Genomic DNA, 16,040 nt, shown 5'->3' with positions numbered 1-16,040 from the left:
CATCCTGAGCGCTACAGGGAGCTGGCTAAGAGGGTAAGCGAGGATCCCCGCTGCATTCCCATTCACGCTGCTGCCCAACCTAGGATCGCTACAGTGGAGGAGGTGGAAGAATGGTTGGAATCTGGCTCTAGCATTTGGGCTCCCTATGGTCGAGAGCAGGCTTTACAGTGGCGTCGGGGGGATGAAGACTTACTCAAGTCTGTTCCCACGGATGGGGCAAGTCAAGTTCCCAATCCCGATCTTCTTCTCATCGACGGTGGCGAGTTTACAGGCTGGTACGACCTGCAAGCCTTCATAGAGCGGGGTGCTCGTCCCAAGTATATTGCCTTGAATGATATCCTTGCTTTCAAGAACAACCGCTCTTTCAGGGAGCTTCCTAGCTGTGGCTACCGACTCATTCGCTGGGGAAATGCCCGCAACGGCTTTGCCATCTTTAAGGATATTAAAGCTACCCTTCCTATTCATTTCTTCACCATTGTATTGGATGGACAACCCTACATTGAGCGCCACTACTCTGTCCTCTGTCAGTTGGATAGGTTAGGGATCCCCTGGCAATGGGTGGTAGTTGAGGGCGTTGCTGCCTTGCGGCATGACACAGGGTGGAGTTTGGCCAACGGTGGCCGGATCCCTGAGGAGTATGCTCAAGGGCACAGCTTAGATGGCACAGTTGAATACTTGAGAGACTTGGCGGCCAAGGATACCCGTGTTCGGCTGGTTCAGAAGCCTGATGGCCAGTTTTGGGATGGCAAAATCGAAATGGTCAGGGCAGCTCAGCCTGATTATCCCTGCTTGCTGTGGCAGTTGGATGCTGATGAGATTTGGACAGCTGAACAAATCCGACGGGTGCATCGACGATTTGAAGCAGACCCCAGTTTAGAGGCAGCTCAGTTCTACTGTCGCTACTTTGTGGGCCCCAATCTTGTGTTGGACAACAAAGGCAAGTGGGGCAACAACCCTCAGATGGAGTGGTGGCGAGTTTGGAGGTGGGATCCCACCGAGTGTGAGTGGCAAACTCACGAGCCGCCCGTATTAACCCGAAATGGACAGGTTCCTAAGAAGGTTTTGACTGCAGACCAAACAGAAGCAGAGGGCTTGGTGTTTGACCGCTACGCCTATGCGTTGCGAAAACAGGTGGAGTTTAAGGAGTCCTACTACGGCTATCAAGGAGCCGTAAAAGCCTGGGAAGAGCTGCAAAAAGCGGAAAAGCCCTGCTCGCTGCAGCCCTTTTTCCCCTGGGCGTACGGGGATCCCTTAGTGGTAGAGGTGCGGGAGCGCCTTCACCTGTTTGTGGACGGAGTGTTCTTCCAATTTGCCCAAAGTGGTATTGCTACGGTTTGGCGCAACCTACTGCGGGAATTGCCCTGCTTTGGGATTCGCGTTACTTTCTACGATCGGGGCGGCATAGGAGAGCTACCCCAAGGTGTAGAGAGAATGCAGGGACATCCCTTTAGCTACGCCTACTGGGATGATCCTGAGTTGCGGCAAGCCTTTGCTTGGTCGGGGGCGGACGTTTTTATGAGCACTTACTATACCTATCTAGCTCCTGACGTTCCTCAGGTGCTCCTGCTGCATGACATGATCCCTGAAGTGCTGGGTTGGGATCTGGCAGATCCCATGTGGCGCCAAAAGCACGCCGCCCTTGAAGTAGCCACTCGCATTGTAGCTGTTAGCCAAAACACGGCCCGTGACCTCCTTCGCCTAACTGGGAAAGAGGCGGTGGTAGCTCACCCCGGAGTTGACACCAGTGTGTTCAAGCCGGATCCCTCGGCTACCCCCAAACACTGGCTACTCATTCAATGCTCGCAAGGAACCTACAAACGACACGAGTTGTTCTTCGAGGCTTATCAGCAGTGGTCCTACAAGCCCTTTCCTGTCCTTTGCACCTATGGGTCGTTTGTTCCAGAGACCTACCGGCAAGCTGCAGCTCCTCAGCCTGTCTTCAGCGCTCGCCTAGATCTACAGGGCATGGTTCATGCCTACCAGAATGCTGTAGCTCTGGTTTACCCAAGTGCCTATGAAGGATTTGGGCTACCGGTATTGGAGGCCATGGCCTGTGGAACCCCTGTCATCATCTATCCCAACTCTGCCTTGGTGGAAGCGGGAGGAGATGCTGCGTTCTACGTAGAAGATTCCCTGGCAGATACGATGGCTCAGGTTTTGGATCCGAAGCTGCGCGCTGAAAAAATCAGCAAAGGCTTGGAGTGGGTCAAGTCTTTTACCTGGGAGCGCATGGCCAGAACGGTTCAGGAAGTCTTGCACTCTGCCGTGAGGCGATGAATCTAGAATTACTTGGGTCGGGCGCGGGCGACCAGCTTATCCACATACTTGTTCCAGCGCAGACCCCGATGGGCTGGGATCCAGACCACCCGCACCTGAGGGCACTCCTGCTTGAGTTGATATAACTCCTCAACCAGATCCAAGTTTTCCACTGGCCCTGTGCGCCGCCGCCATCCCTGGGCTGCCCAGCGCTCCATCCAATCGTTATAAGTCTGCACGCAAAGGTGGGAGTCGCTGTAGATGGTCTCTACCGCGTTGCCCAGCGTATCCCGGCAGTATTGCAAGGCCCGAATGAGGCCGGTCAATTCCATGCGGTTGTTGGTGCTGGCGGGATCCCCTCCCCAAAACTCTTCCACAACCTGGTTGTCTCGAACCACCACTACCGCCCATCCCCCTGGTCCTGGGTTGGGAGAACAGCCCCCATCGGTAAAGATGCCGCTGTGGGGACACGCAACTAGCTGAGGAGGCTGAGCTACTGAAGTCTTGCCTGGCTGGGAGCTCTTAGCCATAAGTGGAAAAGCGCAGGACAGCTTTTCTAGGCGCCCGACACCGACGCTAAGGGTTGTGTCAAGCCCAAACGAGCGCAAAGGCGAGAAAAGTCAAAGTTTGCTGACATGAGTTCCTGGATACAGCGGACTTTCACCTCCTCGTGCAGGGGGATTTGGCCGAAAAGCCGTTCGATGCGGTTAATGGTAGTGAAGGTATCCAGATCTACCGAGAGGATCGGCACTTCCAACTCCTCTGCCCGCGAGCGAACGCGGGGATCAAGAGGTAGCTTGCCGGTCAAGATCAGGCAGAGGGTAGAAGTCTCCAGGGCAGCCAGTTGAATGTCGGTGCGATCGCCGCCGGTGATGACTGCCTTGTGTTCCAGGTTGCGGAAATATTTCAGGGCAGCGTTGACGTTCATCGCTCCCACGGCGATGTTTTCCACCATCAAATCCATCCGGTCCGGACAGCAGAGCACCTCCGCTTCCAGTTGCCGCACCAGCTTGCCGACGCTGACGCTGCGCAAAATGCGATGGGAGGGCAAAATGCCCAGAACCGGGATCCCTCGCGCTTCCAGAAAAGGTCGGACGACGACCTGGGCTGGCCCCATTTGGTCGGGCGGCACATCGTTGAGCAACACGCCGCACAGGTGGGATCCCAGTTGGCGGTGGGCAAAGAGAAGAGCATCGACCGCCGAAGGGGAACGGTAGCGGCTGACCAGCAGCACTGGAGCATTCAGAGCTTGGGCCATTTTGGCCAAGGAGAGGCCGAACACCTCTCCCTCGTAGAGATCGGCTGGGCCCTCTAGCAGAACCAAATCCGCAGGGGATGCCTTGACAAACTCCAGCAGAGAGGCAACCGAGCGAGCTGGATCCGTAGGAGACTGCCGCAGGTGAGCCAGCCAAGCTGCTTCGTCAAGCTGAAGGAGCATGGGGGGCATCTGGCTCAGCCGCAGGGTTTCCGCTATAAAGCGCACATCCGGATCCATTTCTCTGTCGCCTGCTCCGAGCGGCTTCCCATAGGCAACTTTCGCCCCCTGCTGCTGCAGATGCTTAGCCAAACCCAAGATGGCTGATGACTTGCCGCTGCAAGGCTCCGTCGAGCCGATAAGGAGGAACTTAGACACGCAGAGCTCCTGAGAGGTCAGGGACACCAAGGGTGTGGCTGAAGCCACTTGTTTTGTTACTCAGTCTAACGGAAACGGCTTGGGGAAAAGCTTGCTTCAGGGCTGCTTCCCATCCCAACTACAAGCTAAGACGCCTCCTCTTCCTTCAAGTTCCCCAGGGCCGAGAGCAAGAGATCAGCCAATTAAGATCGCCTCTTCGGGGTAGGTCACCAGCGGACGGGGCTGCTGTTGGGCCAGAGCCAAGACAATGGTCAGCGCCCCCAGCCGGCCCCAGAACATCACCAAGACGATGAGCAGTTGGCCGAAGAGGTTGAGCTCCCCCGTGAACCCCGTCGAGAGGCCACAGGTAGCAAAAGCAGAAATAACCTCGAAGAGCACCGGCTCCAGCCTGCTGTTGTGGTGGGTAATTAAGATCAGCCAAGTTGCCAATAGCACCACGAACAGGGAGACCGTCAACACCGCTGCTGCCTTGCGCACCATCGAGGGATCCAAACTGCGCCCGGCAATCTGAGCGCTGGGCAAGCCGCGGGCGTAGCCCCACAAGGCCAGCACCAATACCGCTAGGGTGCCAGTGGTGGTGCCGCCTCCCATCGAGGCCGGTGCCGCGCCGATAAACATCAGCGTCATCAGCAGCAACTGGCTTGCTGGTGTCAAATCCTCAATCGGGATCCCGGCAAACCCAGCAGTGCGGGCCGAAACCGACTGAAAAAACGCCAGGCCCAGGCGGTGAGGCCAGCTTAGCTCGCGCAGGGAGCCGCCAGGCAAACTCTCGGCCAAAAACATCCCCAAGCCGCCTGTGCAGAGCAGAACCACCACCACAACCAGAGTGATGCGGGTGTGCAAAGAGGGGCGGTGGCCCCGCGGCCAGGTCAACAAATCCGACAAAACCGGGATGCCCAGGCCGCCGATAAAAATGAGAGAGCCCAAGATCGCCAGCGACAGTCCATCGGTGGGGATCCCCTCTTGCCCAAATAGGTCAAACCCAGCATTGCAAAAAGCAGAGACGGCGTGAAAAATTGCCAGAAAAACCGCCCGACCCGGGCCATAGAGATCCCGCCAGTGCACCCAGAGCAGCAAGGCCCCCCCCAGCTCAATGAGGGTAACCCCGATCAGCACCCGCCGCGTCAATTCCAGGATTGCCCCCGGATCGATCAGGCCCAGGGAGTTGCAGAGGGCCAGGCGATTGAGCAGGGAAATGCGCCGCCCAAGCAGCTGAAACACCACCACCGCCACCACCATGAAGCCTACCCCGCCAATTTGGATGAGGAGCAGCAGCAGGATCTGGCCTAGGAAAGTGAGATCCTCTGCCGCCACAATCGTCGAGAGCCCCGTCACGCTCAGGGCCGATGTGGCCGTGAATAGGGCCTCATTCCAGCTCAAGGGATCCCCCCGGCCGATCCCCGGCAGCTTAAGCAGCAAAGTCCCCACCACCACCAACAGGCCCAGTCCGACCACCAACCGTGATGGCGGTGGCAGCGGGCGACGCCTGTCTCCAAAAAAGAGCCGCTGTAAGGGGTTGGCCAGTAGCCGAGACTGAGAAGAAAAGCGGGGGGAACTCCAGCGCTCAGCCCCCTCCGGTTGCAACGGCGGGACGCGGCCCTCTCTCATCGAACCTTTACCCCTACATCTCATTCAGCCGCGAGATGTTGGTGTTGGCCCCCAGCACCACCAGCAGATCTCCCTTCTCCAGAACATAGTCTGCTGGCGGCGAGACCACCAGCGATTGTTTTCGCTTCACGACTAGAACCGTGATGCCAAAGCGGCGGCGCAAGTCCGACTCCGCTAGCGTATGACCCACCAGGGCCTCCGGCACCTCCAGCTCAGTAATGCTGTAGCCGGGCTCCAGCTCCAGTTGATCCAGGATCCCTGGTGCTGTTAGCACCTGCGCCAAGCGCCGCCCTGCCTCCTGCTCCGGCAGCACCACCCGATCTGCCCCTACTCGCAAGAGAATCGAGCGCTGCCGCTCCGTGGAAGCCTTGCAGATAACATTACGTACCCCCAGACTCTTGAGGGCTACCGTCGTCAGCAAATTGCTCTCGAAATCGCTACCAATGGCCACCACCACCGTGTCAAAGGAGGGAATATCCACCGCCCGCAGGGCGTCTTCATCGGTGGAATCGAGCGCCACCACCTGCGTCAGCTGGTCCGCCAGGCGCTGCACGATCTCGCGGCTGCGGTCAATCCCCAAAACGTTATGCCCTCGCTCCATCAGCGTGAGGGCCAAACTTGTGCCAAAGCGCCCCAGCCCAATTACCGCATACTCTCGCTCTGCCCGCCCCATCCACCCCCTGAGCCTTTCTGCCAAAACCAGACATCGATCATAAGCCATGCAGCCGGGCTCGGCAGAGCTGTCATCTTAGGCAGACTCCGGCTTGGGCAAGGTGGAGGGGTGAGGGATCAACTCGCCCGTAGAGCGACGCTCCACCATCTCGGCGGTAATACGCACGTGCTTGATGTCGCGCCGCGAGGGAACCTCGTACATCACATCCAGCATCAGCTCTTCCACAATCGCCCGCAGCGCCCGTGCCCCGGTTTTGCGGCGGTAGGCCTCCTTGGCAATGGCAGAAATGGCAGCTGGCTCAAACTCCAGCTCCACTCCGTCCATGCGCAACAGCTTCTGGGCCTGCTTGAGGATGGCATTTTTAGGCTGCGTCAAGATGGCCTCGAGGGCCTTCTCGTCCAGGGGATCCAGCGTAGCCACCACTGGCAGCCGCCCGATGAACTCTGGGATCATGCCGTACTTGATCAAATCCTCCGGCTCCAGCGCCTTGAGAGCATCGGCTAGGCGTTGCTCGCGAGTAACCGCTGCCTGATCCCCTGGCTTGATGAACCCCACCGATCTTTTGCCAATGCGCTGCTCGATGATCTTCTCTAGGCCGACAAAAGCCCCTCCACAGATGAAGAGAATGTTGGAGGTATCCACTTGAATGCAATCTTGGTAGGGGTGCTTGCGACCTCCCTGCGGAGGCACGTTGGCAATCGTCCCCTCAAGCATCTTCAGCAGGGCCTGCTGGACGCCTTCCCCGGAAACGTCGCGAGTAATGGAGGGGTTTTCGCTCTTGCGGGCAATCTTGTCGATTTCATCGATGTAGACAATGCCGCGCTGGGCTTGCTCCACATCCATGTCGGCCACCTGCAGCAGGCGCAGTAGGATGTTTTCCACATCCTCCCCCACATAGCCAGCTTCTGTAAGGGTTGTGGCATCGGCAACGGCAAAAGGCACATCCAGCAGGCGGGCCAGGGTCTCAGCCAGGAGGGTCTTGCCAGATCCAGTAGGACCAATGAGAAGGATATTGGACTTTTGCAGCTCCACCTCCTCCAGCTCTGCCAACCCAGCGCTGCCAGGATTGGCTTTGGCAGCTAGCCGCTTGTAGTGGTTGTAGACTGCTACCGATAAGATCTTCTTGGCCTTTTCCTGGCCAATCACGTACTGGTCGAGATAGCGCACAATCTCCCGCGGCTTAGGCAACTGAGCCAAAGAAGGCAAGCCGCGCGGGGGCTTTTTAGGAGCTTCCCGCCGTCTGGCAGCAGGAGCTGAGGCTGGCGAGCTGTTGCCGTTGTAGAGCTCCTCCTCCAGAATTTCGTTGCATAGCTCCACACATTCATCGCAGATGTAGACCCCTGGCCCTGCAATCAGCTTGCGTACCTGATCCTGAGACTTGTTGCAGAAGGAACACCGCAATTGGGAGTCATGCTTGGCCATGGGATCCTCGTCGCTGTTGGCTGTTGAAGTAGGTACCCGAAAAAGTGGCTTGCCTTCCCTCGCCGCAGGGTGAGATGAATTGGCTAGAAAGGCAAATAACCTGGTGAGCCAAGTATTCCTAGTCTAACACTTCCATTGCCAGGGATCCCTCCTAGCGCTGCCTGGCTTGAGCTTACCTTAGAGGGGGAAAAGCCCATAGGAAAACCGCTCGACTTGACGCCGAGCGGCGGATGGTGTGAGGAGTGAACGGAAACATGCGTCTCCGCTACTTCTATGATAGGAGAACATCGCCGGCTGCTGCCAAGGGGACTGGCGGGGAAGAAGAGGGCTCTGCACTGTTCCTAAGCAAGGCCAAGGCAGGTCTTGACACGTGTCTGTTGCATCCAAAAGGGGAAGGGACTTTCCTTGTTTCGTCCGCTTCCCCTTCCGGCGTTCACTCCTCACAGAGTTGAATATAAACCATCTCCAAGGCCAGGACAAGCTGGGCCGCCTAAATTTTTCCCTAAGGCTCCACTTAAGAATGGGGATTGCCAGGATCCAAGGCCAACAGCTCCGCTTCGCTCAGCAGGGGGATCCCCAATTCTTGAGCCTTTTTGAGCTTGGAGCCAGGGTCTGAACCCACCACCACGTAGTCTGTTTGGCGGCTAACACTGGCGGTTACCTTGCCGCCGCGGCTTTCAATCCAAGCCTTGGCCTCCTGGCGAGACAGGGTAGGCAGGGTGCCGGTAATCACAAACTTCTTCCCAGCCAGCACCTGAGCAGCCGCAGGGGCCTTTTGCTGAGGCAGGGCAGGGATCCCTAACTCGCGCAGCTCCTGCAGGAGCTGCTGGTGGGCTGGATCGGCAAACCAGGACACCACTGCCTCGGCAATTTCTCTTCCTATCCCGTAGATTTGGGCGATGTTCTCGATGCTGGCCTGGGCCAAGAGTTCAGGGGCGGGGAAATGCTGGGCCAAAGTTTGGGCAGTTACCACTCCCACATGGGGGATCCCCAAGCCGTAGAGCACACGCTCCCAGGGCTGTTGGCGGGAGCGCTGGATGGCTTGTACCAGCTTCTGGCTGGAGCGGGATCCCATCCCCTCCAAGCTTTCCAACTGTTCCGGGGTGAGGCGGTAGAGATCGCTTACGGTGCGCACTCCTAGCTTTTCCACCAACTGGGCTACTCGCTTTTCCCCTAAGCCTTCGATATCCAGAGCGTCGCGGCTAGCCCAGTGCTGCAGTTGACCCCTAATCTGGGCGGGACAGTCGGGATTAGGGCAGCGGGTTATCGCCTCGCCAGCAGGGCGAACCAAAGGGGTGCCGCACTCGGGACAGTGGCTGGGCAGGCGATAGGGAACGGCATCGGGGGGGCGCAGCTCCTTGAGGATCCCCACCACCTCAGGGATGATCTCGCCTGCCTTGCGCACGATGGCGGTGTCGCCGATGTGGACATCCAGCTCCTCCAGGCGATCGGCGTTGTGCAGGCTGGCGCGGCTGACGGTGGTGCCGGCTAGCAGCACCGGCTCTAGCTCCGCCACTGGTGTAACGGCCCCAGTGCGGCCCACGCTGGCCACGATGGCGCGGATGCGGGTGGGGACTTCCTGGGCAGGGTATTTGAGGGCAATGGCCCAGCGGGGGAATTTTTGCGTAAAGCCGGCCTCCTCTTGCAGCCGCAGGGAGTTGAGTTTAACCACCACCCCATCGCAGGCATAGGGAAGCTGGGCCTGCCGCCACCGCTCGTAGAACTGGGCCACCTCTTGGAGGTTCCGACAGACCTGGGAAAGAGGATTGACAGGCAATCCCAGTTCTTTCAGCCGCTGCAGACACTCCCACTGGGTTTGGGGAGGATCCCCGGCGGGCCACCCCTCCGGCCAGTGGAGAGCATAGGCAAAGAAGCTAAGCTTGCGGGCGGCAACCACGCGGCTATCCAATTGGCGCAAGGTGCCGGCGGCGCAGTTGCGCGGGTTGGCAAAGGGAGGATCCCCAGCGGAGCAGCGCTCGCGGTTGATGCGCTCGAACTCGGCAAGGGGAAGATAGGCCTCTCCTCGCACCTCCAGGACTGGCGGGGGATTGGCGGTTGCCAAGCGCAGGGGAATGGAAGGGATGGCACGGACATTGGGGGTGATGTCTTCGCCCACTTGGCCATCGCCGCGGGTGGCCCCCCGCTGGAGCAGCCCATCTACGTAGGTCAGCGCCAGGGCCGCGCCATCGATTTTCAGCTCGCACACGTACTCCAGCTCCCCTTCTTCAGGAGTCCGCCCCAGCAGCCGCAGCAGGCGCTCCTGCCATCCTTTAAGCTCTTCCAGGTTGAAGGCATTTTCCAAGCTGTAGAGGGGAACGCGGTGGGAAACCGTAGGAAACTGCTCAGCGGGTTTTTCCCCTACCCGCTGGGTGGGGCTGTCGGGGGTAATCAGCTCGGGATGGGCCTGCTCTAGCTCCTGCAGCTCGCGGTAGAGGCGGTCGTAAACGCTGTCTTCCAGGATGGGGGCATTGTGGACGTAGTAGGCGATGCTGGCTTTTTGCAGCAGGGCGCGCAGCTCACGGGCGCGTTCTTCCAGTTTGGGATCCATACCGTCGTATCCAGCTAGCCCCTAGGGGAGCACTACGCTTGTTCTAGCAGCCTTGGGGAGGCGTATCTGCCAATTTTTGCTCCTGCAGGTATTGGTAGGCTTGGGCGGCAGCGGCCATTTCCGCCGCCTTTTTGGAGCGCCCCTCGCCGCGGCCCCAGCATTGGCCTTGGCCCCAAACTTCCATGGTGAAACGGGGCGGGTGCTCCTGGGCAGCCACGAGGCGATACTCTGGCAAAATGCCCCACCAGCGCTGGGTTAGCTCCTGCAGCGCAGCCTTGGGGTTGCGACGAGTGGGATCCTGGAACCACTGCTCTACCCGTTGGCGAAAGTAGGGATCCAGCCAGGGGTGCAGCCGGGACAGGGTGTGGATGCCCCAGCTTAGGTACAGGGATCCCAGCAGGGCCTCAAAAGCATCCGCCAAGCGTCGTGCCCGACCCGCCAAGTCGTTTTGGCAGCTAGATCCCAGCTCGAGGTAACGCTCCAGGCCATGCAGATCCGCCAGTTCCGCTAGGTGAGCATCGCTGATGAGATCGGAGCGAATTGCTGTTAGTTCTCCTACTGACAGGTGAGGATAGGACTGGAACAAGAACTCAGTGGCCAAAATCCGTAGGACGGAATCCCCCAGAAACTCCAGCCGGTCGTTGTTGCGCTGGCCATCCCGGGAAGGGTGAATCAAAGCCTGATCCAGTAAGTCCCAGCGCAATTGCTCCAGCCAGGTGGGATCTTTGAACCCTAGGCGAGCTAGCAATTGCTCCAGCAAGCGACGACGGGGCAAGATGAGTTCAACCATACCGCTCAAACCAGACTTGCAGCCCCTTGACGGAGGAGGGCAGGAAGGCAAAACCGCCCTTAACCCCCTAGGCGCTGAGTTTCTGTCCAAATCATACATAGTCGCTGCTGGGGATCGCGGTAACGTGGGGATAGGAGCCTAGAGGCTCCAAGGGCAAGCAAAGAGTGCGGTCTCATGCTGCCGAGTGGCTCCAAAAACCCCGCCCAGCCAGCGGCCCAGTCTGGGCAAGAAGTTGAGTCTCCAGGCCCGCGGACCACAGCTCCCTACGTGGTGTTGCATGGCCATTTCTACCAGCCACCGCGCGAGGATCCCTGGCTGAACCGCATTGAGCGCCAGCCCAGCGCCCACCCCTTCCACGACTGGAACGAGCGCATTCTGGCGGAGTGCTATCGGCCCAACGCCTTTGCCCGCATCCTTGATGAGCAAGGGCAGGTGGTGCGCATTGTCAATAACTATGAGTTCATGAGTTTTAACTTCGGCCCCACCCTCCTTGCCTGGCTGGAGGAGCACGACGTTGAGGTCTACCAGCGCATCCTGGCTGCCGACCGTCTCAGCGCCGAGCGGCTGGAGGGAAAGGGCAATGCCATTGCCCAGGTCTACAACCACGTCATCCTGCCCCTAGCCAATGAGCGGGACAAGTACACGCAGATCCGCTGGGGAATCGCCGATTTCCAGCATCGCTTTGGCCGCTTCCCCGAAGGCATGTGGCTGGCGGAAACCGCTATCGATGCAGCAACGGTTAAGGCCTTGGTCGACTGCGGGATCCGCTTTGTCATCCTAGCCCCCAGCCAGGCGCAGCGCATTCGCCCTTTGGGGCAAACGGAATGGATCGATGTCAGCCAGGGCCAGATCGATCCCAGCCGGCCCTATCGCTGCTTTACCCCCGACCGAGGCGGCTACCTAGATGTTTTTTTCTTTGACGGCCCCATCTCCCGCGACCTTGGCTTTGGCGATATTGCCTACAGCACCCAGGCGCTGGCGGAGCGGCTCCAGTTGGCCATTCGCCCCGACCGAGAAGTCCAACTCATCAACTGTGCCACGGATGGCGAGACCTTTGGCCACCACAAACGCGGAACAGAGCGTACCCTGGCCTATGCCTTCTGCGAGGAGTTTCCCCGCCGAGGCTGGCAAGTGGGCAACTACGCCCATTTCCTCAGCCACCACCCTCCCACCTGGGAGGTGCAACTAAAGCCAGTTACTGCCTGGAGCTGTGCCCATGGGGTGGGGCGGTGGTCACGGGACTGTGGCTGTGGGGCAGTGCCTGGCTGGCACCAACGCTGGCGGCAACCGCTGCGGGAGGCCCTCAACTGGCTGCGGGATCAGTTGGCCGAGATCTACGAGACGGAGGCTAAGGCCTACCTGCGGGATCCCTGGCTGGCTCGGGATCGCTACATCGAGGTGATCTTGGATCGGGAGCGCAGGGAGGCATTTTTGCAGGAGCACCAAAGCCACCGCCTCACTGCCGAAGACCGGGTGCAGGTGCTGCGCCTGTTGGAGATGCAGCGCTACAGCCAACTGATGTTCACCAGTTGCGGCTGGTTCTTTGAAGAACTCGCTCGCCCTGAGGGGGTGCAAATCCTGCGCTATGCGGCGCGGGCCATTGAGTTGGCAGCGGCTGCCACCAAGGTAGATCTGGAGGAGGAGTTTCTGCTTCGCCTAAGCAAGGCCCCCAGCAATCTCGAACTCTACAAAGACGGCCGAGGAGTTTACCAAGCTTTGGTGTGCCCCCGCCGGGTTAGCCCGCAGCGGCTCGTGGCCCAGCACGCCCTGCTTTCCCTGGTCAACGGCGTACCTCGCTCCTCTGGGTATATGCTGGAGCCGGTGGATCAGGAGCGCCTAGCTATAGGAGGATCCACGCTGCTGGTGGGGAGGGTGAAGCTTTCTTTTCCCACCACCTCTGAAGAGCACGACCTCACCTACGCTCTACTCCACCTGGGCGGCTGGGACTTTCAATGTGGCGTCAAGCCGTTTCCAGGGCAGCGCGGCTACGAGCAGTTGAAAGCCAGTCTGCTGTCTAGCTCCCGCAGCCGCATCCAGCTCGTCCTAACCCTGCAAGAGCTGCTGGGACCGGAAACCTTCGACCTCAACGCCCTAACGGAGGAAGACCGGCAGCAGATGCTGCGCTGGCTTACCCAGGACACGTTGGAGCGCTTGGCCCAGCTCTATCGCCAAACCTACCTGGAGAATTACGGGGTTTTGATGGCTTTTCGGGCCGATGGCCTGCCGATCCCGGAAGAGCTGTTGGCCGCCGCCCAGATTACCCTCAACCAGCGCCTATTGAGCAGCTTACGGGCCATGGAAATAGAAGAGGGCAAGCGGGATCACTTGCTGGAGTTGCGAGCAATTGCCCGCGAGGCAGAGCAGTTGGGGTGTCAGTTGCGGCAGGAAGAGGCAGCCCGGGTCTTGGATCGGCTCTTGCAGCGGGGGATGTGGCAGCTGGCCCAGGCAGCCGACTCGGAAACCCTCAGCGAGCAGCTCCACAACTTGGAAGAGTGGCTGCAACTGGCTGCCGATCTGGGCCTGCCCATCCGCTTGGATCGCCTCCAAGAGCTTTACCTACTAGGGTTAGAGCGCCAGCAATCAGGACTGCTCCGCAGCGCCCTAGAGCGTGCCCCTGGCCGGATCCCTGCCGAAACCCTACGCCGCTTGCTTCAGCTGGGACAACAGCTTCGCATTAATGTCGGTGCCTGGCTACAGCAGCTACCGCCCCCGGCCGCTACCGAGGGCTAGCCCAGCTCCCATCGGGATGACAGGATTCGAACCTGCGGCCCCTTCGTCCCGAACGAAGTGCGCTACCAAGCTGCGCTACATCCCGTGATCCAACTTACAGCGCAACAATTCTAGCACGCTGACTAGCCAAGCACGATCCTCGCCGAGCCAATCTGCGCTAAGCTGCAAGAGCCCACCTTTCCGTAGGCGAGGTATGCCTCAGCCCAAGGGTTTTAGCCCCTCGCAGCCCGAAAAACAGGCAGCAAAGACCAAAGCCGCCAAGCGCAAGGAAGCAGCCAAACGCTACGACGAGCTGAAAGCCAAAGGAATGCCGGAGTTTGCCATTTTTGCCCGGCGCCGCCAGGCTGAGCCCGGCAAACCCAACCCTTGGCTGCCTGTGGGATCCCTGGCGGTCAGTCGCTCCAGCGCCATCCACCAGGCCATCTTCCAAAACGAGGAAGAGCTTAAAAAAGCAGCCGTCCGCCTCTTTCCCCGTCTTGGCAAAGTTAAAGACGAGCTGGAATTTGGCTTTCGCCTCAAAGACAAAGAGTTTCAGGACGAACCTATTCAGGTGGCAGTCCGACCCCAGCCTTCGCCCTTTCAGCTTTGGGTGGACAAGGTGCGCAGGTGGCTGGGCCTGGGCAAAAGAGCTACCCAAACCTCCAAGAAAGGCTAGGTGTGGCAAATGTGCTCCCTGTCGCAGGAAGGGCTGGGGGAGCAAAAGAAGCACAGCCCTTGGGGAGAGCTAGGTGACGACGTCCGGCTGCTGCCGACCAGTGCGGGCGCGGATTTGGGCAAAGTGATCCGCTAGTTGGATCAGCTCGGCCAGAGCCGCCTGGGGATCCAAACCCTGCCGCCTGGGATCTGGCTCAAACCGCTCCAAGTACACCCGCAGGGTGGCGCCGTGGGTGCCGGTGCCAGAGAGGCGATAGACGATGCGCGAGCCATCCTCAAAGCCGATGCGGATCCCTTGGTGGCGGCTGGTGCTGCCGTCTACGGGATCGGTGTAGCTGAAGTCATCGGCATAGGCCACCGTCTGCGCGCCAAAGCGCTGTCCCACCCAGCCGGACCCAGAGCGCCGCAAGTGCTCCATCAGCTCCTCGGCCACCTCCACCGGCAGCCCCTCGTAGTCGTGGCGGGAGTAGAAGTTGCGTCCGTAGGTGCGCCAGTGCTCTTCCACAATCTGCCGCACCGACTGCCGCCGCACGGCGAGGATGTTGAGCCAAAAGAGAACAGCCCAGAGGCCATCTTTTTCGCGGATGTGGTTGGAGCCGGTGCCGAAGCTCTCCTCGCCGCAGAGGGTGACTTTGCCGGCATCCAGGAGGTTGCCGAAAAATTTCCAGCCCGTAGGGGTTTCGTAGCAAGGGATCCCCAGCTTGGCCGCCACTCGGTCTGCCGCCTGGCTGGTGGGCATGGAGCGGGCGATCCCGGCCAGCCCCTCCCGGTAGCCGGGCACCCAGTGGGCGTTGGCAGCCAACACTGCCAGGCTATCGCTAGGAGTTACGTAGAACTGGCGGCCCAGGATCATGTTGCGATCCCCATCCCCGTCGGAGGCAGCGCCGAAATCCGGCCCATCCTCCCGAAACAGCAGCTCCACCAGGGCGCGGGCGTGCACCAGGTTGGGATCTGGGTGGAGGCCGCCAAAATCCGGCAGCGGCTGGCCGTTAAGGACACTGCCCTGGGGCGCTCCTAGAGCTTTCTCCAGAATGGCGTGGGCATAGGGGCCAGTGACGGCGTGCATGGCGTCGAAGGCGATGCGAACCCCAGAAGCCAGGTAGTCGCGAATGGCATCAAAATCGAATAGACGCTGCATTAGATCCAGATAGTCGGCCACAGGGTCGATGACGCAGACCGTCAGGGATCCCAGCCGTTGCTCCCCCAGGCGATCCAGATTCACGTCCGGGGCCTCTAGGATGCGGTACTCGCGGATCCGCTGGGTGCGGGCGTAGATGGCCTCGGTCACCTTCTCCGGGGCGGGGCCGCCGTTGCCGATGTTGTACTTGATGCCAAAGTCTCCTTGCGGACCGCCGGGGTTGTGGCTGGCTGAGAGGATGATGCCGCCGTAAGCTCCGTATTTGCGGATGAGGCAGGAGACCGCTGGCGTGGAGAGGATCCCCCCTTGACCTACCAACACCCGCCCAATGCCGTTGGCTGCCGCCATCTTGAGCAGGATCTGGATAGCCTCTCGGTTGTAGTAGCGGCCATCTCCCCCAACCACCAGGGTTTGGCCGGCAGATCCCTCGAGGACGTCAAAGATGGATTGGACAAAGTTCTCCAGGTAGTGGGGCTGCTGGAACACCTGTACCGGCTTGCGCAGGCCGGAAGTGCCAGGTTTTTGGTCAGGGAAGGGGGCAGTGGTGACCGTGCGGACGCTCATACCCTAGGCTGGCGAAACTATCCC

General features: G+C 59.8%; 11 protein-coding genes and 1 tRNA gene. 3 read left to right on the top strand and 9 right to left on the bottom strand.

Going from position 1 to position 16,040, the window contains the following annotated elements; genetic code table 11:
• A partial coding sequence (locus tag NW806_RS08205) for a glycosyltransferase (RefSeq protein WP_414410722.1) occupies positions 1-2,277 on the top strand: 2,277 nt, incomplete at its 5' end.
• A gap of 8 nt (positions 2,278-2,285) precedes the next feature.
• Here the strand turns inward: NW806_RS08205 and NW806_RS08200 are convergent.
• The 7 genes from NW806_RS08200 to rnc all read right to left on the bottom strand — a co-directional run bounded on the left by NW806_RS08200 (position 2,286) and on the right by rnc (position 10,930).
• Positions 2,286-2,786: a ribonuclease H family protein gene (locus tag NW806_RS08200; RefSeq protein WP_414410721.1), complete on the bottom strand. Its 501-nt coding sequence runs from the start codon at positions 2,784-2,786 to the stop codon at positions 2,286-2,288.
• A gap of 26 nt (positions 2,787-2,812) precedes the next feature.
• Positions 2,813-3,889, bottom strand: a complete 1,077-nt coding sequence (locus NW806_RS08195; RefSeq protein WP_414410720.1) for a phosphotransacetylase family protein — start codon at positions 3,887-3,889, stop codon at positions 2,813-2,815.
• A gap of 174 nt (positions 3,890-4,063) precedes the next feature.
• Complete coding sequence (locus NW806_RS08190) at positions 4,064-5,344, bottom strand: TrkH family potassium uptake protein (protein WP_414410725.1); 1,281 nt, start codon at positions 5,342-5,344, stop codon at positions 4,064-4,066.
• A gap of 166 nt (positions 5,345-5,510) precedes the next feature.
• Positions 5,511-6,218 (bottom strand): potassium channel family protein, encoded by a 708-nt coding sequence (locus NW806_RS08185; protein ID WP_414410719.1) that lies wholly within the window; start codon positions 6,216-6,218, stop codon positions 5,511-5,513.
• A gap of 27 nt (positions 6,219-6,245) precedes the next feature.
• Positions 6,246-7,592: an ATP-dependent protease ATP-binding subunit ClpX gene (gene clpX, locus NW806_RS08180; RefSeq protein ID WP_414410718.1), complete on the bottom strand. Its 1,347-nt coding sequence runs from the start codon at positions 7,590-7,592 to the stop codon at positions 6,246-6,248.
• A 514-nt stretch (positions 7,593-8,106) separates the two neighbouring features.
• The gene (gene ligA, locus NW806_RS08175; RefSeq protein WP_414410717.1) at positions 8,107-10,140 is read right to left on the bottom strand and encodes an NAD-dependent DNA ligase LigA; all 2,034 of its coding nucleotides are present in this window, start codon (positions 10,138-10,140) and stop codon (positions 8,107-8,109) included.
• A gap of 43 nt (positions 10,141-10,183) precedes the next feature.
• A complete protein-coding gene (rnc, locus tag NW806_RS08170; RefSeq protein ID WP_414392967.1) occupies positions 10,184-10,930 on the bottom strand; it encodes a ribonuclease III in 747 nt (248 codons plus the stop codon).
• 174 nt (positions 10,931-11,104) lie between these two features.
• Between rnc and NW806_RS08165 the strand changes: the two genes are divergently transcribed.
• Positions 11,105-13,660, top strand: a complete 2,556-nt coding sequence (locus NW806_RS08165; protein WP_414410716.1) for a DUF3536 domain-containing protein — start codon at positions 11,105-11,107, stop codon at positions 13,658-13,660.
• Between the two features lie 11 nt (positions 13,661-13,671).
• Here NW806_RS08165 and NW806_RS08160 read toward each other — a convergent pair.
• Positions 13,672-13,745: transfer RNA gene (locus NW806_RS08160), tRNA-Pro, on the bottom strand.
• Between the two features lie 108 nt (positions 13,746-13,853).
• Between NW806_RS08160 and NW806_RS08155 the strand changes: the two genes are divergently transcribed.
• On the top strand, positions 13,854-14,315 hold the full coding sequence (locus NW806_RS08155) for an HHL1-like protein (RefSeq protein ID WP_414410715.1): 462 nt from the start codon (positions 13,854-13,856) through the stop codon (positions 14,313-14,315).
• 69 nt (positions 14,316-14,384) lie between these two features.
• Here the strand turns inward: NW806_RS08155 and NW806_RS08150 are convergent, their stop codons facing one another.
• Positions 14,385-16,016 carry an alpha-D-glucose phosphate-specific phosphoglucomutase gene (locus NW806_RS08150; protein WP_414410714.1) on the bottom strand — a complete coding sequence of 544 codons (1,632 nt, stop codon included), beginning with the start codon at positions 16,014-16,016 and terminating at the stop codon, positions 14,385-14,387.
• Positions 16,017-16,040: the final 24 nt, after the last annotated feature.

The sequence above is a fragment of the Synechococcus sp. W65.1 genome (assembly GCF_047461615.1).
GTDB lineage: Bacteria > Cyanobacteriota > Cyanobacteriia > Thermostichales > Thermostichaceae > Thermostichus.
Note: the sequence above shows the minus strand (reverse complement) of the source record. Positions and strands in the feature narration are given on the sequence as shown.

Bases quoted from the DNA above. Each gene is read 5' to 3' on its own strand.
- NW806_RS08200 (WP_414410721.1), bottom strand. From the start codon at position 2,786: ATGGCTAAGAGCTCCCAGCCAGGCAAGACTTCAGTAGCTCAGCCTCCT.
- NW806_RS08185 (WP_414410719.1), bottom strand. From the start codon at position 6,218: ATGGCTTATGATCGATGTCTGGTTTTGGCAGAAAGGCTCAGGGGGTGG.
- clpX (WP_414410718.1), bottom strand. From the start codon at position 7,592: ATGGCCAAGCATGACTCCCAATTGCGGTGTTCCTTCTGCAACAAGTCT.
- ligA (WP_414410717.1), bottom strand. From the start codon at position 10,140: ATGGATCCCAAACTGGAAGAACGCGCCCGTGAGCTGCGCGCCCTGCTG.
- rnc (WP_414392967.1), bottom strand. From the start codon at position 10,930: ATGGTTGAACTCATCTTGCCCCGTCGTCGCTTGCTGGAGCAATTGCTA.
- NW806_RS08165 (WP_414410716.1), top strand. From the start codon at position 11,105: ATGCTGCCGAGTGGCTCCAAAAACCCCGCCCAGCCAGCGGCCCAGTCT.
- NW806_RS08155 (WP_414410715.1), top strand. From the start codon at position 13,854: ATGCCTCAGCCCAAGGGTTTTAGCCCCTCGCAGCCCGAAAAACAGGCA.
- NW806_RS08150 (WP_414410714.1), bottom strand. From the start codon at position 16,016: ATGAGCGTCCGCACGGTCACCACTGCCCCCTTCCCTGACCAAAAACCT.